21 protein-coding genes and 1 tRNA gene are annotated in these 23,644 nt (G+C 67.4%); 10 read left to right on the top strand and 12 right to left on the bottom strand.

The window, feature by feature from the left end; genetic code table 11:
* Positions 1–4: 4 nt before the first annotated feature.
* Positions 5–1,183: an efflux RND transporter periplasmic adaptor subunit gene (locus V3B64_RS19075; protein ID WP_329914701.1), complete on the bottom strand. Its 1,179-nt coding sequence runs from the start codon at positions 1,181–1,183 to the stop codon at positions 5–7.
* 152 nt (positions 1,184–1,335) lie between these two features.
* Here V3B64_RS19075 and V3B64_RS19080 point away from each other — a divergent pair, with 152 nt between their 5' ends.
* The 3 genes from V3B64_RS19080 to V3B64_RS19090 all read left to right on the top strand — a co-directional run bounded on the left by V3B64_RS19080 (position 1,336) and on the right by V3B64_RS19090 (position 5,572).
* Positions 1,336–2,019, top strand: coding sequence for a response regulator transcription factor (locus tag V3B64_RS19080; protein ID WP_032127741.1), 684 nt, complete (start codon positions 1,336–1,338; stop codon positions 2,017–2,019).
* Complete coding sequence (locus V3B64_RS19085; protein ID WP_121504020.1) at positions 1,997–3,382, top strand: HAMP domain-containing sensor histidine kinase; 1,386 nt, start codon at positions 1,997–1,999, stop codon at positions 3,380–3,382. The genes V3B64_RS19080 and V3B64_RS19085 overlap by 23 nt, the downstream gene beginning before the upstream one ends.
* 99 nt (positions 3,383–3,481) lie before the next feature.
* Positions 3,482–5,572: a TonB-dependent siderophore receptor gene (locus tag V3B64_RS19090; protein ID WP_329914702.1), complete on the top strand. Its 2,091-nt coding sequence runs from the start codon at positions 3,482–3,484 to the stop codon at positions 5,570–5,572.
* Here V3B64_RS19090 and V3B64_RS19095 read toward each other — a convergent pair.
* A complete protein-coding gene (locus V3B64_RS19095) occupies positions 5,556–7,073 on the bottom strand; it encodes an MFS transporter (protein WP_121504091.1) in 1,518 nt (505 codons plus the stop codon). The genes V3B64_RS19090 and V3B64_RS19095 overlap by 17 nt on opposite strands.
* 107 nt (positions 7,074–7,180) lie before the next feature.
* Between V3B64_RS19095 and V3B64_RS19100 the strand changes: the two genes are divergently transcribed.
* Positions 7,181–8,080, top strand: coding sequence for a LysR substrate-binding domain-containing protein (locus V3B64_RS19100; protein WP_201118303.1), 900 nt, complete (start codon positions 7,181–7,183; stop codon positions 8,078–8,080).
* Between the two features lie 13 nt (positions 8,081–8,093).
* On the opposite strand, the gene V3B64_RS19105 is transcribed toward V3B64_RS19100, so the two are convergent.
* The 3 genes from V3B64_RS19105 to V3B64_RS19115 all read right to left on the bottom strand — a co-directional run bounded on the left by V3B64_RS19105 (position 8,094) and on the right by V3B64_RS19115 (position 10,914).
* Entirely contained in the window at positions 8,094–8,972 is an 879-nt protein-coding gene (locus tag V3B64_RS19105; protein WP_293794962.1) for a LysR family transcriptional regulator, read from the bottom strand.
* A 38-nt stretch (positions 8,973–9,010) separates the two neighbouring features.
* Positions 9,011–9,892, bottom strand: coding sequence for an SDR family oxidoreductase (locus V3B64_RS19110; protein ID WP_329914704.1), 882 nt, complete (start codon positions 9,890–9,892; stop codon positions 9,011–9,013).
* Between the two features lie 158 nt (positions 9,893–10,050).
* Complete coding sequence (locus tag V3B64_RS19115; RefSeq protein ID WP_049463495.1) at positions 10,051–10,914, bottom strand: DMT family transporter; 864 nt, start codon at positions 10,912–10,914, stop codon at positions 10,051–10,053.
* 133 nt (positions 10,915–11,047) lie between these two features.
* Here V3B64_RS19115 and V3B64_RS19120 point away from each other — a divergent pair, with 133 nt between their 5' ends.
* The gene (locus tag V3B64_RS19120) at positions 11,048–12,427 is read left to right on the top strand and encodes a PLP-dependent aminotransferase family protein (RefSeq protein ID WP_329914705.1); all 1,380 of its coding nucleotides are present in this window, start codon (positions 11,048–11,050) and stop codon (positions 12,425–12,427) included.
* Here V3B64_RS19120 and V3B64_RS19125 read toward each other — a convergent pair.
* A complete protein-coding gene (locus V3B64_RS19125; protein ID WP_329914706.1) occupies positions 12,366–13,310 on the bottom strand; it encodes a LysR substrate-binding domain-containing protein in 945 nt (314 codons plus the stop codon). The genes V3B64_RS19120 and V3B64_RS19125 overlap by 62 nt on opposite strands.
* 115 nt (positions 13,311–13,425) lie before the next feature.
* Between V3B64_RS19125 and V3B64_RS19130 the strand changes: the two genes are divergently transcribed.
* Positions 13,426–14,124, top strand: a complete 699-nt coding sequence (locus V3B64_RS19130) for a glutathione S-transferase family protein (RefSeq protein WP_049421564.1) — start codon at positions 13,426–13,428, stop codon at positions 14,122–14,124.
* A gap of 87 nt (positions 14,125–14,211) precedes the next feature.
* Positions 14,212–14,886: a methyltransferase domain-containing protein gene (locus tag V3B64_RS19135; RefSeq protein WP_329914707.1), complete on the top strand. Its 675-nt coding sequence runs from the start codon at positions 14,212–14,214 to the stop codon at positions 14,884–14,886.
* 3 nt (positions 14,887–14,889) lie between these two features.
* Here V3B64_RS19135 and smqnr read toward each other — a convergent pair whose 3' ends face one another.
* Positions 14,890–15,537: a SmQnr family pentapeptide repeat protein gene (gene smqnr / locus V3B64_RS19140; protein WP_121504026.1), complete on the bottom strand. Its 648-nt coding sequence runs from the start codon at positions 15,535–15,537 to the stop codon at positions 14,890–14,892.
* A gap of 159 nt (positions 15,538–15,696) precedes the next feature.
* Between smqnr and V3B64_RS19145 the strand changes: the two genes are divergently transcribed.
* Positions 15,697–16,473 carry a DeoR/GlpR family DNA-binding transcription regulator gene (locus tag V3B64_RS19145; protein ID WP_049400656.1) on the top strand — a complete coding sequence of 259 codons (777 nt, stop codon included), beginning with the start codon at positions 15,697–15,699 and terminating at the stop codon, positions 16,471–16,473.
* Between the two features lie 11 nt (positions 16,474–16,484).
* A complete protein-coding gene (locus V3B64_RS19150) occupies positions 16,485–17,618 on the top strand; it encodes an MFS transporter (protein WP_329914708.1) in 1,134 nt (377 codons plus the stop codon).
* A gap of 9 nt (positions 17,619–17,627) precedes the next feature.
* Here the strand turns inward: V3B64_RS19150 and V3B64_RS19155 are convergent, their stop codons facing one another.
* The 4 genes from V3B64_RS19155 to V3B64_RS19170 form a co-directional block, all read right to left on the bottom strand.
* On the bottom strand, positions 17,628–19,133 hold the full coding sequence (locus V3B64_RS19155; protein WP_329914709.1) for a PepSY-associated TM helix domain-containing protein: 1,506 nt from the start codon (positions 19,131–19,133) through the stop codon (positions 17,628–17,630).
* 11 nt (positions 19,134–19,144) lie between these two features.
* On the bottom strand, positions 19,145–21,283 hold the full coding sequence (locus tag V3B64_RS19160; RefSeq protein WP_329914710.1) for a TonB-dependent receptor: 2,139 nt from the start codon (positions 21,281–21,283) through the stop codon (positions 19,145–19,147).
* Positions 21,284–21,412: 129 nt separating this feature from the next.
* Entirely contained in the window at positions 21,413–21,808 is a 396-nt protein-coding gene (locus tag V3B64_RS19165; protein WP_182267840.1) for a DUF2946 family protein, read from the bottom strand.
* A 216-nt stretch (positions 21,809–22,024) separates the two neighbouring features.
* Complete coding sequence (locus V3B64_RS19170) at positions 22,025–22,405, bottom strand: tautomerase family protein (RefSeq protein ID WP_121504031.1); 381 nt, start codon at positions 22,403–22,405, stop codon at positions 22,025–22,027.
* 288 nt (positions 22,406–22,693) lie between these two features.
* Between V3B64_RS19170 and V3B64_RS19175 the strand changes: the two genes are divergently transcribed.
* Positions 22,694–23,257 carry a hypothetical protein gene (locus V3B64_RS19175; RefSeq protein WP_329914711.1) on the top strand — a complete coding sequence of 188 codons (564 nt, stop codon included), beginning with the start codon at positions 22,694–22,696 and terminating at the stop codon, positions 23,255–23,257.
* Between the two features lie 84 nt (positions 23,258–23,341).
* Here the strand turns inward: V3B64_RS19175 and V3B64_RS19180 are convergent.
* Positions 23,342–23,416: transfer RNA gene (locus V3B64_RS19180), tRNA-Val, on the bottom strand.
* Positions 23,417–23,644 lie beyond the last annotated feature (228 nt).

Genomic DNA, 23,644 nt, shown 5'->3' on the forward strand with positions numbered 1-23,644 from the left:
CTGCTCAGTCCTTCCCGGCCGGTGCCGGTGCCGGCTTCACCCGTACCGTCATGCCATCGGCCAGGCCCTGCGCGCCGGCTACCACCACCTGCTCACCGGCGGCCAGGCCATCGAGCACCAGCCACTGATCGCCCACCGCACGCGCGGTGCGGAACAGGCGCAGCCGCGCCTTGCCGTCCTTGTCCACCAGCCACGCCTGTGCCTCGCCCTTGGGGCTGCGGTCGACCGCAGCCTGTGGCACCAGCAGCGCCTGCTGGCGGGTTCCCTGCCCCACCAGCGCGCGCACATACATGCCTGGCAGCAGCTGCCCATCCGGGTTGGGGAAACGCGCCCGCAGAGTGATGCTGCCGGTCTCCTGCTGCACGTCCACGTCGGCGAATTCCAGCGTGCCGGGCAGCGGGTAGTCGGTGCCATCGGACAAGCGCAGCCGCACCGGTGCTGTGTCGGCCTGCACGCCACCGTCGGCGATGGCGCGGCGCAGTGCCAGGTACTCATTGCTGGACTGGGTGATGTCCACGTTCATCGGGTCCATCTGCTGCACCCGTGCCAGTGAATCGGCCTGGCCCGAGGTGACCAGCGCCCCCGGCGTGAACAGCGCGCGGCCGATGCGCCCGGCAATCGGCGAGGTCACCGTGGCGAACCCCAGCCGTGTGCTGGCCGTGTCACGCGCGGCCTGTGCGGCCTGCGCCGCGGCGGCAGCCTGCTGGTCGCTGGCGATCGCATCGTCCACGTCCTGGCGCGCAGCCAGCTGGTCCTTGCCCAGCGCCTGCATGCGCTGCGCCCGCAGGCGCGCGGTCACCGCAGCGGCCTCGGCCGTCTTCAGATTGGCCTGCGCCTCGTTCAGCGCAGCCTGGTACAGCGCGGGCTCGATCTGGAACAGTGGCTGCCCGGCCTTCACCCACTGGCCCTGCTCGAACAACCGCTTCACCAGCACGCCATCCACCTGCGGACGCACGTCCGATTCCTGCGAGGCAACGCTGCGCCCAGGCAGTTCCTGCTGCAGTGCCAGCGGCTGGCTGCGCAGGGTCAGCACCGTCACCTCAGGCGTCGTCGCGCCGGGCTTGGGCGCGTCCTTGCCGCAGGCGCTGAGCAGGCCGGCCAGGGCGAGCGCCAGCAGCGGCAGGCCCGCGGTTCGCGGCAGCCGCCAGGCACGGTACGGACGGGAGGGGTTCGGAAGGATCATCGGCTGCAGGTTCCACGCGTGGGGGAGCGTTCGGCGCCGAATATAGAAGACGTGGCGGCACGATCCTGCTAAATGGCGCATGAAACATTTTTCATTTGCAGTCGCTGCCCACGATTGCGAGGATGCCCCTGTCCCACTCTGCACACTGGCCCATGCCGCGCGTACTCACCATCGAGGACGATCTTGTCACCGCCGAGGAGATCGCCACCGAACTGCGCAGCCACGGCTTCGACGTGGACCTGGCCAGCGACGGCAGCAACGGCCTGGCGCTGGCACGTGCAGGCGACTACGCGGTAATCACCCTGGACCGCATGCTGCCCGGCATCGACGGGCTGGCCCTGGTCACCACCTTGCGCCGCGAAGGCATCACCACGCCGGTGCTGATGATCAGCGCACTGTCGGACGTGGATGAACGCGTGCGTGGCCTGCGCGCCGGTGGCGACGACTACCTGACCAAGCCCTTCGCCTCCGATGAGATGGCCGCACGCGTGGAAGTGCTGATCCGGCGCCAGGGCCAGGCCGCTGCCATCGACAACGTGCTGCGCGCCGGTGACCTGGAACTGGACCTGATGACCCGTTCGGCGCGACGCGGCGGGCATGAAATCGCGCTGCTGCCGACCGAGTTCAAGCTGCTCGAATTCCTGGTCCGCAACGCCGGCCAGGTGGTCACCCGCAGCATGCTGTTCCAGGAAGTCTGGGGCTACCACTTCGATCCGGGTACCAACCTGATCGACGTGCATATCGGCCGCGTGCGCAAGCGCATCGAACAACCCGGCCGACCGCAGCCGATCATGACCGTACGGGGAACCGGCTATGTCTTCGACGCGCAGTCCTGACCACTGGCGCTCTTCCAGCAGCAGACTGCTGGGCCTGTACTGCATCCTGTTCGTGGCGTGGTCGAGCCTGCTGCTGGGCGTGATGTACTGGCGCATCTCGGATTACCTGAGTGACCTGACCGAATCGGGCCTGCAGCAGCGCGCGCACCTTTTCATGAGCTTCGACGGCCCGGCACTGGATGAAGCATTGCGCGACAGCCAGCGCTTCGATCTGCACCAGGTCTATACCTATGGGTTGTTCGACAAGGCCGGCATGCCGATGGCGGGCCCGCTGACAGCGATCCCCGAGGGACTGCCGCTGGATGGCAGCTCGCATGCGGTGGACGGTTGGACGCTGTCCGATGGCCGCCACGACAACGGCGGCAGTGCGCTCGGCGTGGTGACCCGCGATGGCCGCACGCTGGTATTCGTGCGCCAGAATGGCAAGCTCATGGCGGTCAACAGCATCATCCTCGATGCGCTGCTGTGGGGCGTGTCGCTGACCGTCATTCCCGGCCTGGTGGGCTGGCATCTGCTGCGTCGGCGCCCGTTGAAACGTATCCAGCAGATCGAAGCGGCCACCAATCGAATTGTTGCTGGCGACCTCGGCCAGCGCCTGCCGGTCTCCAGCCGTCGCGACGAGATCGATCGGCTGTCGAGCATCGTCAATGCAATGCTGGAACGCATCGAACAGCTGATGACCGAGGTCAAAGGCGTGTGCGACAGCATCGCCCACGATCTGCGCACCCCGCTGACCCGCCTGCGCGCGCATCTGTACCGCATGCGCGTGGGGCTGGACGAACGGGACCCGCATGCCGATCCATTGGACAAGGCGCTGGCCGAGACTGACATGCTGATGGCGCGCTTCGCCGCGCTGCTGCGGGTGTCGGAGCTGGAGAGCCACCAGCGGCGCTCGGCCTTCGACGCGGTCGGCGTCACCGAGCTGCTGCAGGAACTGCACCAGTTCTACCTGCCGCTGGCCGAAGAGAAGCAGCAGTTGCTGGAGCTGCAGGTGGACCCGAAGGTGGGCCCGCTGCGTGGCGACCGCGAGCTGCTGTTCGAAGCGCTGGCCAACCTGTTGTCCAATGCCCTGCAGTTCACCCCTGCACACGGCCGCATCCTGCTGCGTGCGGTCGATGATCACGGCGCCCCGAGGATCGATGTGATCGACAACGGGCCGGGCATTCCGCCACAGGACCGCACGCTGATCTACCAGCGCTTTTTCCGCGGCAGCAGCAGTGCCGGCCAGGGACCGGGATTTGGCCTGGGCCTGTCGATCGTGGCCGCCATTGCCGGACTGCACGGCTTCCGTGTCCGCGCCGGCAGCGCCCCCGGCGGCGGCGCCTGGATGAGCATCCGCGGCGCGACGGACGGCCTGCCCTGACGCCGGGCCAGGGCGCATCAATCGCACTTGGGAATCATTTGTATTTGAGGGCGGGCATCCGGATAATCCGCCGTCACCGCCCTTCCCGGATCACTCCCGATGCCCGCTCTGCCGTCGCGTCCGCTGCTGTACACGCTCGCCCTGCCCACCCTGCTGGCCTCGGCCATCGCCCAGGCCCAGGACACCCCGGCGGCGCGCACCCTGGACAAGGTAACGGTGGTGGCCGAGCGGGCCAGCACCGCGACCAAGACCGACACCGCCCTGACCGAGACGCCGCAGGCGATCAGCGTGGTCACCCAGCAGCTGTTCACCGATCGCGGCGCGCACAACCTGCAGGAAGTGCTGCGCTACAGCGCCGGCGTCACCGCCGATGCCTGGGGCCTGGATACCCGCAACGATGCGACCTCGGTGCGCGGGCTGGACCCGGTGCAGTACCAGGATGGCCTGCGCCGCAGCTACGGTTTCAGCCCCCTCGCCCGCCCGGAAATCTATGGCCTGGAGCGGGTGGAAGTGCTGCGCGGCCCGTCCTCGGTGCTGTATGGTGCCGGCGCCACCGGCGGCATCATCAATGCAATGAGCAAGCGCCCGACCTTCGGCGCCCTCAACGGCGAGGTCGGCGTGCAGCTCGGCAGTTTCGACCGCAGGCAGCTGCAGGGTGACATCGGCGGCGCATTGAACGATGCCGGTACGCTTGCCGGCCGCTTCGTCGGGCTGGTGCGTGAATCGAACATGCAGACCGATGTATTGAAGGATGACCGCGTCTATCTGGCACCGTCGATCAGCTGGCGCGGTGAACGCAGCACCTTGACCCTGCTGGCCAGCTATCAGCATGACAAGACCGGCTCCAGCCAGCAGTTCCTGCCGCTGGCCGCGACCCTGCTTGCCCCGCCCGGACGCCGCCTCGCCCCGTCCACCTTCATCGGCGATCCCGACTTCGACCGCATCGACTCGCGCGTCTACAGCCTGACCGCGCTGTTCGACCACAGCTTCAACGACACGCTCAGCCTGCGCTCGGCAGTGCGTTACATCGATGGCAGGACCACTCTGCAGCAGATGTACGTGGACAGCTACAGCAATCCGGCCGATCCCTTCATCGACGCCGATCGGCGCGTGGTCAACCGCACGGCCTATGGCACCCGCCCCGACGTGCAGATCTTCAGCGCCGACAATGCGCTGCAGTTCGACTTCGCCACCGGTGCCTTCCAGCATCTGCTGCTGGCCGGCGTGGACTACAGCCAATACAAGGAGCAGCTGCAGCGGCTGGACGCCACCGGCACGCCGATCGACATCTACACCCCGGTATCGGTCGCACCGATCGTGCGTGGCTGGGATCGTCAGCCGGACCAGACCTCCACCCAGCTGGGTGTCTATGTGCAGGACCAGATCCGCTGGGCCGACCGTGTCTCGCTGGTGCTGGGCGCGCGCCGCGACCATGCACGCTCGAAGACCGAAGGCCAGCCCAGCCAGACCGACAATGCCACCACCTACCGCGCCGGGCTGATCGGCGAACTTGGTGCAGGCGTTTCGCCCTACCTGAGCTACAGCGAATCGTTCCTGCCGGTATCCGGCCAGGATCTGTTCGGCAGCGCCTTCAAGCCGATGCGCGGCCGCCAGTCCGAGGCCGGCATCAAGTGGCAACCGGCGCGCAGCCTGCTGCTGACGCTGGCGGCGTACCGCATCACCGAAACCAACCGGCAGACCAACGACCCGGACAACGTATTGAACGTGGTGCAGACCGGGCAGATCCGCTCCAAGGGCGTGGAGCTGGAAGGGCAGTTCCAGTTCGCCAACGACCTCACAATCACCGCTGCCGTTGCGCGCAACGAGGCTGAGGTCAGCCGCAGCAACTTCGCACTGGAAGTGGGCCAGCGCCTCAACGACACCCCGCAGGACCTGGCCTCGGCCTGGGTTTCGAAGGGCTTCCAACTGGACGATGCCGCACGCCTGCGCCTGGGCCTGGGCGTGCGCCATGTCGGCAACACGGTGTCGCTGGGCAATGGCGGGCGCATTGTCACGCCCAGCTACACGCTGGCCGATGCATTGCTGGAAGTGCAGGTGACCGACTGGACGATGGCGTTGAACATCACCAACCTCACCGGCAAGCGCTACTACGCGCCGTGCCGCACCTTTGGCGACTGCTTCGCCGGCTACCCGCGCGTGGTGACCGGCACCATCAGCTATCGGTTCTGATCACGGCCAACGCTGGCCGCCGCAGCAGCAGGTGCAACAGCACCGCGCATGCGGCGGTCAGCAGCGCCAGGACACGCAGCAGTATCGCCAGCGCCTCGGCACTGGCCTGCTGCAGCTGTGCGCCACTCATCGCCGGAAGCAGTGCCTGTGCCTGTGCATGCGCACCCGTGGCCAGATAGGCACCGGCACGCGCCAGCGATGCAGGCGATGCTCCCTGCAGCTGGTAGCCGATCAGCAGCGCAAGCAAGGCCGTGACTGCGGCCAATGCGATGCCTTCACCGGCCACCCGCACGGTTCCGAAGATACCGGCGGCCATGCCCGCACGCTGCACCGGCACCACGCTGACCGACAGCCCATCCATCAAGCCCCACGGCAAGGCCGTTCCACCGCCGATCAGCATCAGCAACGGCACCCACTGCGAGGGCGACGGATGCGATGCGTGGCGCGACAAAAGGTACAACCCAGAGGCACAGACCAGCAGGCCCAGCGTACACAGCCGCGTACTTCCAACGCGTTCCGCCCAGCGCGCGGCCAGCATCGGCAGCACCAGCATCGGCGCGGACAGGGCCAGCATCTGCAGCCCGACCAATGTCGCGCTCTGTGCATGCACGCCCAACAGCTGCAGAGGCAACACCACCAGCAGCACCACGTAGCCGAAGCAGGTTGCGACCGGCAGCAGCTGGACACCGAGGAACGCCGGTTGCGAGAACAGCGAGAGGTCCAGCAACGGTGAGCGGTGCAGCCGTTCGATGCAGACGAATACCCCGCCCAGCATCAGCGTCGCCAACAGCGCCAGTTGCACGCGCATGGCATGCAGGCCGAATTCACCCAGCCACAGCAGGGCCAGGGTCAACGCCGCCAGCATCAGGCTGAAGCCCAGCATGCCGCCGACATCCAGCCGCCCGCGTTCGCCATGGCTTTCGGACAACGCGCGCGCGCCCACGGCGAACGCCGCCAGCGTCAGTACACCGCCCGCGGCGAACACACTGCGCCATCCCAACGCCTGCAGCAGCAGACCCGCGAGCAGCGGCCCCAGCGCCAGCCCCGCACCGAATGTGGTGCCCAGCAGGGCGAACACACGGGCACGCACCGGCCCCTGCCAGGCATGCGCCAGCGCAGCGGTGCCGGACGCCAGCGCCGCTGCAGCGGCAACGCCCTGCAGCCCGCGCGCCAGATCCAGCCACAGCAGCGTGGGCGCAAGGCAGACGACGGCAGTGGCGATGCTGAAGCCCGCGGTACCCAGCAGGAACAACCGCCGTCGGCCATAGCGATCGGCCAGGCCACCGGCAGCGAGCAACAGGCTGCCGAAGGTGAGCATGAACGCATTGGTCACCCAGGCCAGCGCGGTGGGCGACGACGCCGCGGAACGGGCCAGCGCCGGCACCGCGACGGCACCGGCCGAGAAGGACAACGGCAGCGCCAGCGCGGCCAGGCAGACGGCAAGCAGCGCCCACCGCTGCTGCGTGTGGGAAGGTACGGGGAGCATCGAAACCGGGGCCATGTGGGCCTCCATCCATCAGGGGCATTGATGATGGACAGGCCGCTATTCCAGAAAAACAGGATCGATGGACGTTGATTGCGGCCCGATGTTCCGTAATCATGCCCCGCATGGATTCCATCTCTGCCCTGCTGGCCTTCGTCCGTACCGCCGAAGCAGGCAGCATCGTCGGCGCCGCTCGCGTCCTCGGCCTCTCCGCGTCGGCCGTGGGCAAGCGCATCGCCCGCCTTGAACAGGAACTCGGCACGCGCCTGTTCCAGCGCACCACCCGCCGCGTGCACCTCACCGACGAAGGCGAACTGCTGCTGCAGCGCTGCCGGCGTGCGTTGGATGAACTTTCCGAAGCGCAGGCAGACCTGGCGCAGCGACAGCACGCCCCCAGCGGGCTGCTGCGCATCGGCCTGCCCACCATCGGCTACCGCTTCCTGCTGCCGGTGCTGCCTGGCTTCCAGCAACGCTACCCGCAGGTGCAGCTGGAACTGGACTTCAACGATCGCATCGTCGACGTGGTCAGCGAAGGCCTCGACGCGGTGATACGCAGCGGTGAACTGGCCGATTCCAGCCTGACCGCGCGGCGACTGGGTGGCTTTCGTTTCATCCTCTGTGCGGCGCCCGGCTATCTTCAGGCGCACGGCACGCCCGGTGATGTGAGCGAGCTGCGCCTGCATACCGCGCTGCGCTTCCGTTACCCCACCACCGGAAAGCTGCACCCTTGGCAGCTGCCGGGCGTCGAAGGCGATGCTGGAGCGCGCCTTCCCACGGCGATGACCTGCAACAACATGGAGGCCGTGCTGGCCGCTGCGATCGGTTGCATGGGCCTGGCCTGGATGCCTGACTTCCTCGCAGCCGACGCGCTGGCCGATGGCCGCCTGCAACGGGTACTGCCTGCACTGCCCACGCACCAGGGGCAGTTCTCATTGCTATGGCCCGGTGGGCGCCATCCCAGCGCACGCCTGCGGGTGTTCATCGACTATGCCGTTGCGCATCTGTTCCAGGGCGACAAGGCGTAGCAGGTCCACAGAATCAGTTGGTGCCCGCCGTCTGCAGGAAATTGCGCAGCACCGGCGATGGCTGTTCCGGCCGCTTGCAGAACGGCAGGTCGAAACGCGCTGCTTCGTCCTCCAGCACGCGATAGACGATCTCCTGCGGGCGGAAGCTGGCCATGCTGGCCGGGACGATCGCCACGCCGGCATCCACCGCCACCAGCGACAGGACCGCATGCATGCCCTGCGCTTCCTGCACGACGCGCGGGGTGAATCCCGCCGCAGTGCACAGGCCCAGCACCTGCGCGTGGAAGCCGATGCCCTCGCCCGCCGGCCATGAAACGAACGGTTCTTCAGCCAGCATCGCCACACTGACCTCCGGCGCGTCGGCCAGCGCATGAGCGCGCGGCAGCGCAATCGCCAGGCGGTCATGGTCGAAGTCGTGCAGTACCAGCTCGGCGGCGGGAATCGGTGGAATCAACACGCCAACGTCGATGCGCTGCTCACGCAGCCACAACTGCTGCTGGCGCGACGTGGCTTCCTGCAGGTGCAACTGCACCTGCGGGTACTGCTGGCGGAAGCGGCGGATCAAACCTGGCAGGCGGCCATACAGCGCACTGCCGACATAGCCTACGCGCAGGCTGCCGGACTGCCCCGCTGCAGCTTCGCGCGTGCGCTGCAACCCCTGCTCGGCCTGCTGCAGCGTTGCCCGCGCCTCCACCAGCAAGGTCTGCCCGGCCACGGTCAGGCCCAGCGTGCGGTTGCCGCGCACGATCAGTTCACTTCCGAGCTCGTCTTCCAGCCGTCGTATCGCCGCGGTCAGCGGCGGCTGCGACATGTGCAGGCGGGCGGCGGCGCGGTGGAAATGCAGTTCTTCGGCCACGGCCACATACTGGCGAAGCAGGCGCAGGTCGATCATCTCGAAGCAGGCAGTGGGAACCCGCCTAGGGTACGCCCTCAGCCGCGCACGTCGACGCTGGCGCGGGCGATGGCCGGCCACTGCAGCGCCACCGACTCGATGCTGTCGGCACTGACCGCGCGCAGATCCCTTGGGTATGCCACATGCTCGGCCTCCTGCATGCGCAGTGCGTGGAACTGGCCGTTGCTTGCGCGCAGCACCCAGCCGCCGTCCTGGCAGCGCGTGGATGCCAGATAGGCCACACCATGCGCAACAGCTTCCGGATGCAGCTCATCGGGCTCACCCTCGATGCCCCACATGCGCGTCTTTGCCACCGGCGAAACCGCATTGACCAAGATGCCATGCTCGGCACCTTCCAGTGCCAGCACATTGACCAGACCAAGCGCGGCCAGCTTGCCCATCGCGTAAGCGGACAGCCCGCGCTGTGCGTACTGCGGATACAGCGCGCGATCGGACGTGGTGATGACGATGCGCCCACCGCCCGCCGCGCGCATTGCCGGCCACGCCGCCTGCGCCAGCCACAACGGCGTCTTCGCGGCCAGGCACAGCATCTGCTCCAACGCATCGTCCTCGATCGCTTCCAGTGGCTGGTACTCGACCCAGCCCGCGTTGTGGATCAGGAAGTCGATGCGGCCGTGCGCCTGCAGCAGTTCCTGCACCAGCGCATGGCAACCGCTGCGATGATCGATGGGACCATTTGCGGCCTGCACTGGCAAACCCTGCCGCTGCAGCGCTTCGACGCTGCGCAGGATGCGCTGTGGATCGGCGCCGCGGCCATCGGTACCGGCACCGACGTCATGCATCACCACCTGCGCACCGCGCTCGGCCAGCAGGCGGCTGTAGGCCAGGCCCAACCCACCCGCGGCACCGGTCACCAGGCCCACCTGGCCCTCGAAGGAAATATGCGAAATCGGCTTCATGCGCACAGCTTCAGCCAAGCTCACCGCCCCCGCCAATACCGTTGACCATCGGCCACGATACGCTCTCGCTATCACCGGAAAAGGGGACGGAGGGGATTAAGTCGTAACTCACCCTACCGTGCCTGAAACGACTTAATCCCCTCCGTCCCCTTTTTCGCTCAGCGGCTGAAGCGGCGCGCGCCGGCGACGCAGATCACCGCGACCACGGTCACCAGCACCATGCTGAGGCTGACCGATTCGTGCAGCAGCAGCGCGGCCAGGGCCAGGCCGAAGAACGGCTGCAGCAACTGCAGCTGGCCAACAGCGGCGATGCCGCCCTGGGCCAGCCCGCGGTACCAGAACAGGAAGCCGATCAGCATGCTGAACACCGCCACGTAGCCCAGCGCCCACCACGCCGACGCACCGACCGCGGTGAACGAGGCCGGGCGCATCAGCACTGTCAGCGGCAGCATCACCGGCAACGCCAGCAGCAGCGCCCAGCTGATCACCTGCCAACCGCCAAGGTGGCGGGCAAGTCGACCACCTTCGGCATAGCCGAGCCCACACACCACGATCGCCGCCAGCATCAGCAGGTCAGCCTGCAGCGAGGCCTCGATGCCGTTGCGCACCGCATAGCCGACCACGCAGGCACTGCCCAGCAGCGAGAACAACCAGAATGCCGGGCGCGGTCGATCGCCGCCGCGCAGCACGCCGAACACCGCAGTGCTCAGTGGCAGCAGGCCGAGGAACACGATGGTGTGTGCCGATGACGCATGCCGCAGCGCGAGCGCGGTCAACAGCGGAAAGCCGACCACCACCCCCAGACTGACCACCACCAGGCCTGGCAGGTCATTGCGCCGCGGCCACGGCTGGCGCAGCAGAAGGAGCAGGCCAAGGCCGAGCACAGCGGCAATGGTCGCGCGTGCAGCAGTGACGAATCCGGCGTCCAGCTGCAGCACCGCCAAGCGGGTGGCCGGCAGGGAGCCCGCGAAGATCACCACACCGATGAAGCCATTGATCCAACCACTCGCCGACCGTTCCACACCTGTACTCCTGAAGGTGCCGGACGATGCCCGGCTGGACCTGTATGGAAGCATCCAGCGCGGAACGACCCCAGCTACAATCCAGTACAGTCGCAAGTAACTGTGCTGCCCACACTTCCACTACGGTTCCGCCATGCCACGTTCGCTCACCCGCATCGAATCGGTCATCCAGACCGTCCGCACCCGCATCGGTGCGCGGGTGGATGGCCCCGGCTCCCGCCTGCCCTCGGTACGTGCGCAGGCGGCGGCGATGGGGGTGTCGGTCTCGACCGTGGTCGAGGCCTACGAGCGCCTGGCCGCCGAAGGCCTGATCAGTGCGCGCGCAGGATCCGGCTTCTACGTCAGTGGGCCGGCCGCACCGCTGGCGCTGGCTGAAATGGAGCCGCGGCTGGACCGCGCGGTGGATCCGCTGTGGGTGTCGCGGCAATCGCTGGAAACGCCGGCGGGCCACCTCAAGCCGGGCTGCGGCTGGATGCCCAGTGATTGGCTGTATCACGATGGCGTGCGCCGCGGCCTGCGTCGGCTCGCACGTGCCGATGCATCACAGCTGGTCGACTACGCCGGCCCGCTCGGGCTGCCCGCATTGCGCCAGCTGCTGCAACGGCGCAGCGCGGCGCTGGGCATCGATGCGCCGATGGAGCAGATCCTGCTGACCGAATCCGGTACGCACGCGGTCGATCTGCTCTGCCGTTTCCTGCTCAAGCCCGGCGACTGCGTGCTGGTGGATGACCCGAGCTACTTCAACTACCACGCGTTGCTGAAGGCGCACCAGGTGCAGGCCATCGGCGTGCCGTACACGCACAGCGGCCCGGACCTGGAGGCGTTCGCGCAGGCAGTTCAGGCGCATACGCCGCGGCTGTACATCACCAACTCAGGCCTGCACAACCCGACCGGCGCGGTGCTTTCCGCCAGCACCGCGCACCGCCTGCTGGGCCTGGCCGAACGCAATGAACTGATCATCGTCGAGGACGACATCTTCGCCGACTTCGAACTGCAGCCTGCACCGCGGCTGGCCGCGCTCGATGGACTGTCGCGGGTGATCCACGTCGGCAGCTTCTCCAAGACGCTGTCGGCGGCTTCGCGCTGTGGCTACATCGCTGCGCGCCATGACTGGATCGAGGCGCTGACCGACCTGAAGCTGGCCACCAGCTTCGGCGGCGGTCACCTGGCGATGCAGTTGATGCACATCGCGCTGACCGACAGCGGCTACCGCCGCCACATGCAGTCGGTACGTTCGCGCCTGGCCGATGCGCGCCGGCACACGCTGCGGAAGCTGCAGGCGCTGGGCATCACGCCGTGGCTGCAGCCGGAAGCCGGGCTGTTCCTGTGGTGCCAGCTGCCCGATGGCCGCGATGCCGCCGCACTGGCCCGGCAATGCCTGCGCGAGGGCATCGTGCTGGCACCGGGCAACGCGTTCAGCCAGTCGCAGCGCGCGGCTGACTATGTACGTTTCAACGTTTCGCAGTGCCAGGACCCGAGGATCTGGCAGGTACTGGCGCGCGCGCTGCGTTGAGCTGGTAATGCGCGACCAGCGCATCCACCACCACGCGCACGCCCGGCAACTGGCCGCGACGATGCGGCAGCAGCACGCTGGTGGTCACTTCGCCGGCATGCCACGCCGGCAGCACCTGCTGCAGGCGGCCGGCGGCAAGGGCTGCGGCACACAGGCTGTGTGGCAACACGGTGATGCCAAGACCCGCTTCGGCCGCCGCGATCAGCAGCTGCGATTCATTGCCGACCAGCGCCACCTTCGGCTCCACCTGCACGGTGCGGGCGTCGGGGCCGTGCAGCGTCCAGCGCGTTGCATGACGCGCGGTCAGCAGGCCGGCATGCGCACGTAGCTGCTCGGGCGTATCCACTGCCGGCGCGGCTGCCAGATAGCCAGGGGACGCCACCAGCACGATGCGCTCGCTGCCGAGCATTCGCTGCACCAACCCGGAATCCGGCAGCGGACCGAAGTGACTGCGCAGAGCGATGTCGATGCCCTCCTGAGCCAGATCGATGAAACGATCACTCACTTCAACTTCGATGCGCAGCCGTGGATAGCGGCGGGCCAGTGCAGGCAGGCACGCGGCGAGCTCGCCCTGCACCACCGGAATCGAAGCGCTGATGCGTACGGTGCCGCTGGGTTCGGCCTGGCGGTCGCGGACGATGGCCTCGGCGACCTCGACCTCAGACAACGCTGCGCGTGCGCGCTCGAAGAACTCCTGGCCGACCTCGGTCAATGCGAAGCGGCGCGAACTGCGTTGCAGCAGCCGTACCTGGAGCTGTTCTTCCAGCAGCGCCACGCGCTTGCTCAGGGTCGAGCGCGGCAGGCCCAGATGGCGCCCGCCTGCGGCGAAACCGCCCTGCTCCACCGCAGTCACGAACAGGGCCAGATCGTTGAGGTTGAGCATGCGCAACGTCCACATATGTAGACTTCAGGATGCCATTCGGACGGCTTCCGGAGCAATGTCCACGCGGGCACGCTTTCCTCACCCGCCGCATCGCGGCTCGAACCGGAAACCTGCCATGACCCCGATCCTCTTCTACGGCGTGCCCTCGGGCTGCTCGTTCGGCTCCATCATCGCGCTGGAGTGGCTGCGCCAGCCGTATCACCTGTGCCGCATCGAGATGCCCGGCCAGGTGCAGGGCGAAGACTACCGCCGCCTCAATCCACTGGGCGAAACCCCGACCCTGCGAACCACACAGGGCGAGCTGCTCAGCGAGAGCCTGGCCATCCTCAACCACCTGGCCGCGAAGGGCATCGCACAGGGCCTGGGCTTCGCACAGGGCACCTCCGGCTTCGATCGCCTCAACCATCGGCTGGCCTATCTCAACACCAGTTTCTTCGGTGCCTACGCGCCGCTCTGGCACGCACTGGAGCATGCGGAAGGCGATGAAGGCGAGGCGCTGCGTGCCTATGGCACGACCAAGGTGCGCCACGCCCACCAGGCGCTGGAGCAGATGATCGGCACGGGCCCGTGGCTGCTGGGCGAACAGCGCAGCTTTGCCGACGCCTACTTCGCAGGCATCGCGCGCTGGAACGACTATCACCAGGTGGTCGATCGACGCGAGTTCCCAAGGGTGCAGCAGCTGTTCGAGCGCCTGCAGGACGACGCCGGCGTGCAGTTCGCCCACGCCATCGAAGCGCAGCAGCCGGCAACCAGCGGCGGTGGATTCCTCGGCGAGGTGCGGCTGGAAGACGTGCTTGAGGCCGCAGCGGCCTGAGCCCTGCCCTGCCTGTGCGGCAGCGGCGCGCAATGCCCCTTGCGCGCCGCGCTACAGTGGTATGTCCCCCGCCGCAGGAATCCGCGCATGTCCACGTTCTCCGATCCGCAGGCGGTGGCCCGCTATGCCGAAGCACCGCTGCGCCAGGTGCCCGGTTTCCTCGCGTTGCAGCAGATGTGCCGCCTGCTGCTGGCCGAACGCGTTCCCGCACAGGGCCGCGTGCTGGTGCTGGGTGCCGGGGGCGGGCTGGAGCTGAAAGCCTTCGCCGAGGCGCAGCCGGGCTGGCAGTTGCTGGGCGTGGACCCGGCCGCGCCGATGCTGGCCCTGGCGGAGCAGACACTGGGCCCGTTGAACGCACGCGTCGAACTGCTGGAAGGCTACATCGACGATGCCCCGGACGTGCGCTTCGACGGTGCCAGCTGCCTGCTGACCCTGCACTTCCTCGATGCCGGGCAGCGCCTGCACACGCTGCGCGAACTGCACCGGCGCCTGCAACCCGGCGCGCCGCTGGTGGTGGCGCACCACAGCGTGCCACAGGACCCGGCCGGCAAGCTGCGCTGGTTGCAGCGCTACGCGGCGTTCGCCGAAGCCTCGGGGGTTGCCCACGCCGATGCGCAGCGCGCGATCGACGCCATTGCCGAACGGTTGCCGTTGCTGTCGCCGGAGCAGGAGGTTGTGCTACTGCAGGAGGCCGGCTTCGACAACGTGGAGCTGTTCTACGCCGGCTTCAGCTTCAAGGGCTGGGTGGCGTACGCCGGATGATGCCTACGGCACCACGGTAATGCCGATGCGCTGCATCAACAGCGCCACCTGCTGCACATCCAGTGTGGCGCCGCGCAGATTGGTGCTGCGCAGGTCCAGCTCGCCCAGCTCCGAGTTGGTCAGGTTGCAGTCGGTGAAGTTGGCACTGTTCCAGTCGATCCCCTCGAACTGGCCACCGGACAGATCCGAACCGGCGAAACTGGCACCGCTCACGTTCGCGCCATCCCAGCGGTTCTCCCACAGTTCGCACTTTTCCAGCGTCACTCGCGAGAAATTGGCATAGCGCAGGTTCGACTTCTTGATGAACGCGCTGCAGAACCAGCTGCGCGTGGTGATCTGGTTCATGAAGCTGGCGTTGCTGAAATCCGCGCCCTGCGCACGGCACTCGCTGATCTCCAGGCCCAGCGCCTTGATGAAACTGAAGTGGCACATGCTGATGTCGCAACTACGGAAGCTGGCTTCCTTCAATGTGGCGCCGTTGAAGCGGCAACCGGCGCGGTTTTCAGCGTCATAGAAGCTGCAGTTGATGAACTCGGTGGCGGTGAGGTCAGCGCCGGAGAAATCGCATTCGTGGAACTGCTGGTCGACCACTTTCTGGCCGGTGTACTGGTCTGCGCCGATGCGCAGCTTGCGGTGAACGGTGGGAGACATCGTGGATTCCATGCCAGGTGCCCCGCCATGATGCCGGGCCGCGAGGGCGATCCATAGACGCTGGCGCGGTCGGGTTCACCGGCAGTCCAGCCGATCTGTGGCCACGCCCGCCAAATGCACGTTGTTGCACGTTAATGCACGAACGTGCAGACTTGCGTCATGAGCTCCGATCCCAGCCCCCTCCCCGCCCAGCGCACCCTGCAGATCCTCGAGGAACTGCGCCAGCAGGGCCGCGTGGTCGCCGCCGAACTGGCGCGCCGCTATGCCGTCTCCGAAGATTCGATCCGCCGTGATCTGCGCGAGCTGGCCGCCCAAGGCCTGTGCCAGCGTGTCTACGGCGGCGCCGTGCTGCCGCCCCCCAAGGAACGGCCGCTGCGCGAGCGCCTGACCCGCGACCGCGGCGACAAGGCCGAGCTGGCCGCCCGCGTCTGCGCGCTGCTGCAGCCCGGCCAGGTCGTACTGCTCGACGCCGGGTCGACCAACCTGGCGATCGCCCAGCAGCTACCGACCGCTCTCGGCCTGACGGTGATCACCAATGCTCCGCAGATCGCCACCGCCGCCAGCATGCTCGAAGGCACTTCGGTGCAGCTGATCGGCGGCCGCCTGGCCAGCGGTGGCGGCGCGGTCGGCGCTGAAGCGTTGGCGCAGGTGCAGCGCCTGCGCGCCGACGTATACCTGCCCGGCCCCTGCGCGGTGGACGGCGACACCGGCGTCTGGGCAATGGATTCGGAAGAAGCCACGCTGAAACGCGCGATGGTGGCCTGCAGCAGCCGCGTCATCGTCGCCGCCACCACTGAAAAGCTCGGTGCCCGCGGCAACTGGCAGATCGCCAGCCTCGATGAAATCGACGATCTGGTGCTGACCACCTCGGCTCCGCCGGCGCTGGCCGCGCGCTTCCGCGCCGCAGGCATCGCGGTACACCCCACTCCGCCCTGACCGTACCGCTCATGTCCCTTGCCAACCGCGCGCGTGCCGAACAGCACGCGACCCGCGCTGCGTTCTTCATTCCCGGCTTCGCCACTGCGCTGTGGGCCACCCTGGTGCCATTCGCCAAAGCGCGCACCGACATCAACGACGCCACGCTGGGCCTGGTGCTGCTCTGCCTCGGTGCCGGTTCGCTGCTGGCCATGCCGCTGTCCGGTGTACTGGCCGCACGCCTGGGCTGCCGGCGGGTGATGGTGGCCAGCAGCCTGCTGATCTGCCTGACCGTGCCCGGCCTGGCGCTGGCCGGTTCGGCCTGGACGCTGGGGCTGGTGCTGTTCGTGTTCGGCGCCGCCGTGGGCGCGATGGACTGCACGATGAACGTGCAGGCCGTCATCGTCGAGCGCGAAGCACGGCGGGTGATGATGTCCGGCTTCCATGCCTTCTTCAGCATCGGCGGCTTCCTCGGCGCGGCCACCATGACCGTGCTGTTGTCCGCACAGCTGCCGCCACTGGCATCGGTGCTGATCGGCGTCGGCGCCATGCTGCTGGTGATGCTGCTGTCGGCGGCGAACTGGCACAGCGAACGCATGCCGCACGACGCACCGATGCTGGCCCTGCCGCACGGCATCGTGCTGTTCATCGGCGTGCTGGCGTTCGTCGCCTTCCTCGGTGAAGGCGCGATGCTGGACTGGAGCGCGGTCTTCCTCAGCGATGTGCGTCGCGTCGATGCCAGCCTCGCCGGTATCGGCTATGTAACCTTCACCCTGACCATGACCGTGGCGCGCCTGTTCGGCGACGCACTGGTGGCACGCGTAGGCCGTGAGCGCGCGATCGTGTTCGGCGCGCTGCTCGCCGCCGCGGGAGTGCTGGTGCTGACCCTGGTGACGCCGTGGCAGGCGTCGCTGATCGGCTATGTGCTGGTCGGCCTCGGCTGCGCCAACATCGCGCCCGCGCTGTTCTCGCTGGCCGGCCACCAGACCCGCATGCCGGGTGCGCTGGCGATCACCGCGGTATCCACGCTGGGCTTCGCCGGCATCCTTGCTGGCCCAGCACTGATCGGTTTTGCTGCCAACCACTTCGGCCTGATCGCTGCGTTCATCGGCGTGGCCACCGCCTTGTTGCTGGTGGCCGTGTCCACACGTTGGCTGCGGATGTAGCCCAGGGCCTCAGCGCCGCCTGTGCCGCAGCTTCATCCGCAATCGCCGATAGCCGATCACCGTCGCCGTGGCACACAGCGCGGTGCCAGCAGCACTCAGCAGCAGCAACACCGCCAGCCGGGCACCTTCCTGGCGCAGCATCGCCGGCAGGTCCCAGCTGTGCAGGAAGTAGAACAACCAGCGCCCCACGCGCTCGCGATGCCCCATCGTCAGCAACGGGTCGCCGGTGGCCTGATCGAGATAGACGCGCGTCGCCTCGGCATCGCCGAAATCCGCCACCGCCACCGGGAAGCGGCGAACTGCTGCACCATTCATGGCCTCGGGCGCACGCGGATAGAAGTAGGCATCCGCTGCCTTCTGCACCACGAAACCCTGCATCGGCGCATCGGACAGCGCACGCACCTTCTGCTGCAGCCACGCTGCCGACAGCAGGCGCGCCACCTGCAGATGCCCATTACTGCCGGATACGATGCGGGTCTCGCCCTGCCCGTCCAGCAGCACCGCGAACAGCTCGCCCCCGATGCGGCGCCACTGGATCTCGACCGGTTGGAAGCGCTCAGCCTCGGCCACTGCCATGAGCTTCGCCGGCTCACCCAGCGCGCCATCCACCATCACCGCGCCACCGCGATAGCGCCCGCTGTCGATCGCTTCACGCGTGCTGCTGAAGACCCCCAGCGGATTCATCGACATCAGCCCGCTGAAGATCCAGGTGAACACGAAGACCGCAGCCACCAGCCCGATCAGATGGTGCCAGCGCATCCACGGTTCGACGTACGGTGTCTTCGCACCGGAGCGGTAGCGCCCACGGAAACGCCAGCGCCACACGCCCACCACGATGCCGCTGACCGCCGCCAACGTGCACAGCGCGGACAACACGATCACCACCCACGTCCACACCGGATCCACCGACTGCATGCGCAGGAAGTACAGCCAGTGCAGCCAGGCGCCCACATAGTTCCAGCGCTGCTGCACATGCGGTGCGTCCAGCACCACTTCACCGGTACGCGAGGACACGTACAGGTCGCCCGGCTGTGTACCGCCCACCTCGACGCGATACAGCGGCCGATGCACATCCAGCGCGCGCGAATGCGTCCAGCGGTCCTCGTCCACGCGCGTCGCACCCACGAACGCCTGGCCGCCGGCGAACTGTGCAGCGGATGCTTCGGCGCGCTGTGCCGACACCGGCAGCAGGGCCTGGCCGGTGTACGCCGACCAGGCACCCACGTTGCTGCCATTGCGCACCACATACGCAGGCTCGCCACGCAGCGTGGTCAGCGCCACGCTTTCCGGCTCGGCCTGCACCGCCGCCGGCAGTACCGGCAGCCCCTGCAGATCGCAGACCTCACCCAGCTCCGGCAATGCCGCCAGCCGCTCACCGGGCGTCAGCTTCGGGTAGCCAATGAACAACATCACCATGCCGCTGACGAACCACAACAGCATCAGCAGGCATCCGCCGATGCCGAGCCAACGGTGCACCAGGTAGGTCCAGCGCTTGGCAGTGGATCGCAGCGACATGGTGCGCGTCCTCAGAAGCGATGGTCGACGGTGAACTCGACGCGACGATCCGCGCCCAGCAGCCACTGCGTGCTGGTGTAGTACGCGGTGGCGTAGTACGCCTTGTCGAACACGTTGAACAATCGCGCGGACAGCCGCGTGCGCGGTGCTGCCTGCCAGGTCAGCGCCAGGTCAGTGGTGCTGTAGCTGGGCAACTCCAGCGTGTTGGCATTGTCGGCGTAGCGCTTGCCGACATAGCGAACGCCACCCGCCGCGCTCCAGTCCGGCGCGAACTGCCAGCTCAACCACACATTGGCCAGGCGTTCGGCCACGTTCGGCGGCACGTTGCCATCGCGCGACACCAGCAGCGGCGGCGAACCGGTGGTTTCCAGGAAGTCCTCGAACTCGGCCTTCAGCACCGTGGCGTTGGCATCCAGCGTCCAGTGCGGCGCGACGTTCCAGTTCAGCGACGCCTCGATACCACGCGAGGTCTGCGCGCCCACTTGCACGCGGCGGTCCGGCACCAGCGGATCGCGGCTGAGCAGCCCGGTCTTGCGGATGCGATACGCCGCCAGCGTCCACTCGCCGCCATCGAAGGCCTGCTTCAGGCCCACCTCGATCTGCCGCCCCTTGGCCAGGTCGAAGGCACCGTTGGCCGGGCTGATCATCAACAGGCCACTGACCGGGTCCGCCGCCTGCGAGTACTGCGCATACAGGCTCAGCGTCGGCTGCAGCGCGAATACCGTGCCTGCACGCCAGCCGGTGCTGCTGTAGGTCTTCGAGAACGCATTCTGGCCGCTGATCAGATCGGTGCGATCAATGCGCGCGCGGTCGTGGCGCAGGCCACCCAGCACCGACCAGCGCTCGCTCAGCGCCAGCCGGTCCTCCACGAACAGCGCGTACTGCTCGGCACGGTTGCGGTAGCGCGGCAGGTTCGGCGCGTCGCTGGCGAACTGGCCCGGCACCGGATCGAACGGATCGACCGGGCCCGAGCTGCCGGCATAGGTGTTGTTGGTGTGCTTGAAGTGCACGCGGTTGGCGTCCAGGCCCACCGCGAAGTTGTTCTGCAGGCCACCCGCCGTTCCCTGCACGCGCAGCGTCGAGGTCAGCCCGGTCTGGTCCTGGTTGTGGGTGATCTCGGTGTTGCCCGATCGATCGATCAAGCCGGTGGCGCGGTTGTAAACATAGGCCTCGGCATTGCGCCAATCGCGTTGGCTGTCGATCTGGTAGAGGCGCGTGCGCCATTCCACGTTCGCGTTCGGTGTCCACAGCGCATCAAGCTGGGTCCAGCGGTCGCGATAGCGGATCTGGCTGTCGTCCACGTTGTAGTTGCGGTGGCGCAGCGCCTCCAGCTGGCGGCCCTCGACCAGCGGCGTGCCGAAGTAACGCATCGGTTGCTGGTAGCCCTGCGCATGGGTGAGGGTCAGCTGCAGGTCCGCACGCGGTTGCCACAGCAATGCACCGGAGAACGTCGCGTCACTGCTGCGCCCACGATCAACCCAGCCACCGCTGTAGTTGCCACTCACGTCCAGCCGGTAGGCCAGCTCGGGCGTCAGCGCGCCACCGCTGCCGAAGCCCAGCCGCGCGGTGTCCTCGCTGCCCACAGTCACGCTGATCTCGTTTTCGATGGCACCGCGCGAGGGCTTCTTCGGCACGATGTTGATCACGCCGCCGATCGCACCGTCGCCATGGATGACCGACGCCGGCCCGCGCAGCACTTCGATGCGCTCGATCGACCAGGTATCGAACGGGAAGGTGATGCCCACGCCGCCGTACTGACGCAGCCCGTCGTACAGGCGCATCACCGAGGCACCGTCGGTGAAGCCGCGGCTGGAGAGCGCGCTCAGGCCATTGCCCGGGTGCGGCATGGCACTGATCGCACCTGCCCGGCTGATCGCATCGTTGAGGTTGCTGTCGCCGCGCTGCTCCAGCTGCTCGCGCGAAATCACCGTCAGGCTGGCCGGTGTCTGCAGCACGCTCAGGCCCAACGCAGAGCCTGCGCTGGCGGTGGAAGACAGCTCGCCGCTGCGGGTATCGACCACCCGCACGGTATCCAGCGTGGTCGGTGGTGCCGCATCAGCGGCAAGCAGGGGCGCGGCGTGCATGAGCAACGCGCACAGGACAGGCAGCGTCGCCCGGCGCAGGTGCGCGGAGTTGGGGTTCGTTTTCATTTGTTCACGGCATGCAAGGCCACCCCGCAATGGCAGGGCAGCAATCAGAAAGGGACAAACACGCGCGTGCGGGCACCGGCCGTGGCCGGCAACCTCATGGAAAAATGTTCAATGCAACGCGCGTGCGGCTCAGGCAGCCATCAGTGCCGGCGGCCCACGCGCTCCCAATGTGCCGCTGATCCGTTGCGGCAACGCCCGCACCGCACCGCGCAGCGCGCGGCACACCGGTGCCATCGGCGCCAACAGCAGCACTGCCGCCACCAGCAGAGTGATCAGCCGTGCAGCGATCAGGCAGTAATCGCAGTCCACGCCCATCTCATGATCGGCGTGTGGATCGGCAGGTGGCTTCTTTGCGGCCTCGCCGTGCGGCATCGCCATCGCGTGGTGGTCGTGATGGCCTTCCATCGCGTGCTGCGCATGCTCTGCGTGCATCGCGTGGTCCATCGCCGCCGCCGGCACTGCAGCAGCCACGTGACCGTGCGCCAGCCAGCGGCTCACCAGCGGGGCGAGCAGCACCAGCAGCATGGCAAGCCATGCCAGGGCCTGGAACCGGCGGTGGAGGACAGAACGACGCACGCCGCCATTCTACGGGGCCCTGACCAACCTTGGACCCGGTTCAGGGTTTGCCCCCTGCGACACGGTGACGCAGGGCTGTGCTGCCGGCCACAGCGATGGGCACGCCCTCCCTGCGCACGCCCACCACGCTGTGGATCCATGCCATGCGTGGATGCGCTTCGCGCATCAACTCACGTACTGCGCCTGCCCGTTCCCGAACGACCAGTTTTCCCGCTTCACTTCCACCAGGTTGATGAACACATCCTCGCGGCGGATACCCACCGCCGCGTGCAGTCCATCGGCGATGCCGGCATACAGCGCCTTCTTCTGCTCCAACGTGCGCCCTTCGTTCCAGGTGATCTGGATGCAGATGAAATCGTCGGTGCGGTCCACGCCCAGGTAGCCGGGGTCATAGATCAACGTGCCCGGCTCATGTTGCTGGAAGATCTGGAAGCGATCGTTCTCCGGCACGCCCACCGCGCGCATGGCCTGGTAGATGGTTTCGCCGACGCGTTGCAGGTAGTCGGCGGATTTACCTTTGCGAAGATCAATGCGGGCGAGCGGCATGGTGGCACTCCAGTGTGGATGGGCATGGCAACGGGCTGAGACTACGCCTGCCCGTGGCTGCGGGACAGCGCAGGAATGGAACCCTCTGCTTCCATTCGTAGCACGGGCCCGCCCACGTGCGTAACGAAGGCGATCCGGACGAACAGTTGGGCGCCTTCCACACCGACGGGCTGATCGTGGCCGCGCGACAGCTGGTACGCGAGGCACATCATTGCCTCTCCGGCGACGACGCCTGACCGGCCCGGATATGCGCCCGCTACAATCGAGCAGGGAGCGCAGGAGACCGCAATGGACGCCGAATACCTGGAGTACTTCAAGGCCGCACTGGAAGGCCGCGCAAGCGTGGGCTGGAACGTCTGGTTCACCGCCAACCAGCAGGCGCTGGCACAACACCTGAGCCGTCCTGCACTGCTGCGCTTGAAGTTCAGCAAACTGGATGAAGCCGAACGCCTGCTGGCCGAGGCCGGCATCGTGCCCTGCAGCACAGCGGGCAAGCGCTACGAAATGTACTGCGCGCAGTTCTCGGCGGACTTGGTGGACGCGAACGGTCGCCCGCTACCGGCCATCTGGCGCGCGGCGCACGGCGGTGCCATCGGCCTGCTTGCCGATGGTGAGCAGGAGGCCGGCCAGGCGAAGCTGCTCGCGGAGTTCCGCCGCGTCCGCAAGCGCGGACTGCAGCAGGCCCATGAATGGTTGGCCGATCTGTGCTTTGAAGGCGAGATGGAACTGAGCGGCGGCAATGCCGATGTGGGCCGTAGCCTGCTGGCGGTGGTGGTGCGGGCCGGCAGCGGTCACGACCTGCTGGATGCAACGGCGATGATCGCGCGCGAGCTGCTGGAGGACCTCGGCTGAAACGGTGATCGCTTCGGCGGGCACTACGGAATCACAGGCAACAAAAAAGCCCCCATTGCTGGAGGCTTCTTTCGTTCTGCAACATGGTGGGCGGTACAGGGATCGAACCTGTGACCCTTGCCGTGTGAAGGCAATGCTCTACCGCTGAGCTAACCGCCCGGTGTGTTGCTGAGCCGCTCATTATAGGGGCTTTTCAGAGGCCGTCAACCGTTTTTCACATTCGTGTTCACGGGTGTTTTCGAGGGCGGCAGTCGAGCATGGCTTGTATGTTCCTCCCGGCTCCTACGAGGTATGTAGGAGCCAGGGTGGAGGGACCGTCAAGCATGCATCTGCGGATACTAGCCGACAGACGAGTCGAGCGATCCCCATCCCGCACACGAACGTCGA

This window comes from Stenotrophomonas sp. SMYL86 (assembly GCF_036320025.1).
Taxonomy (GTDB): Bacteria; Pseudomonadota; Gammaproteobacteria; order Xanthomonadales; family Xanthomonadaceae; genus Stenotrophomonas; species Stenotrophomonas maltophilia_A.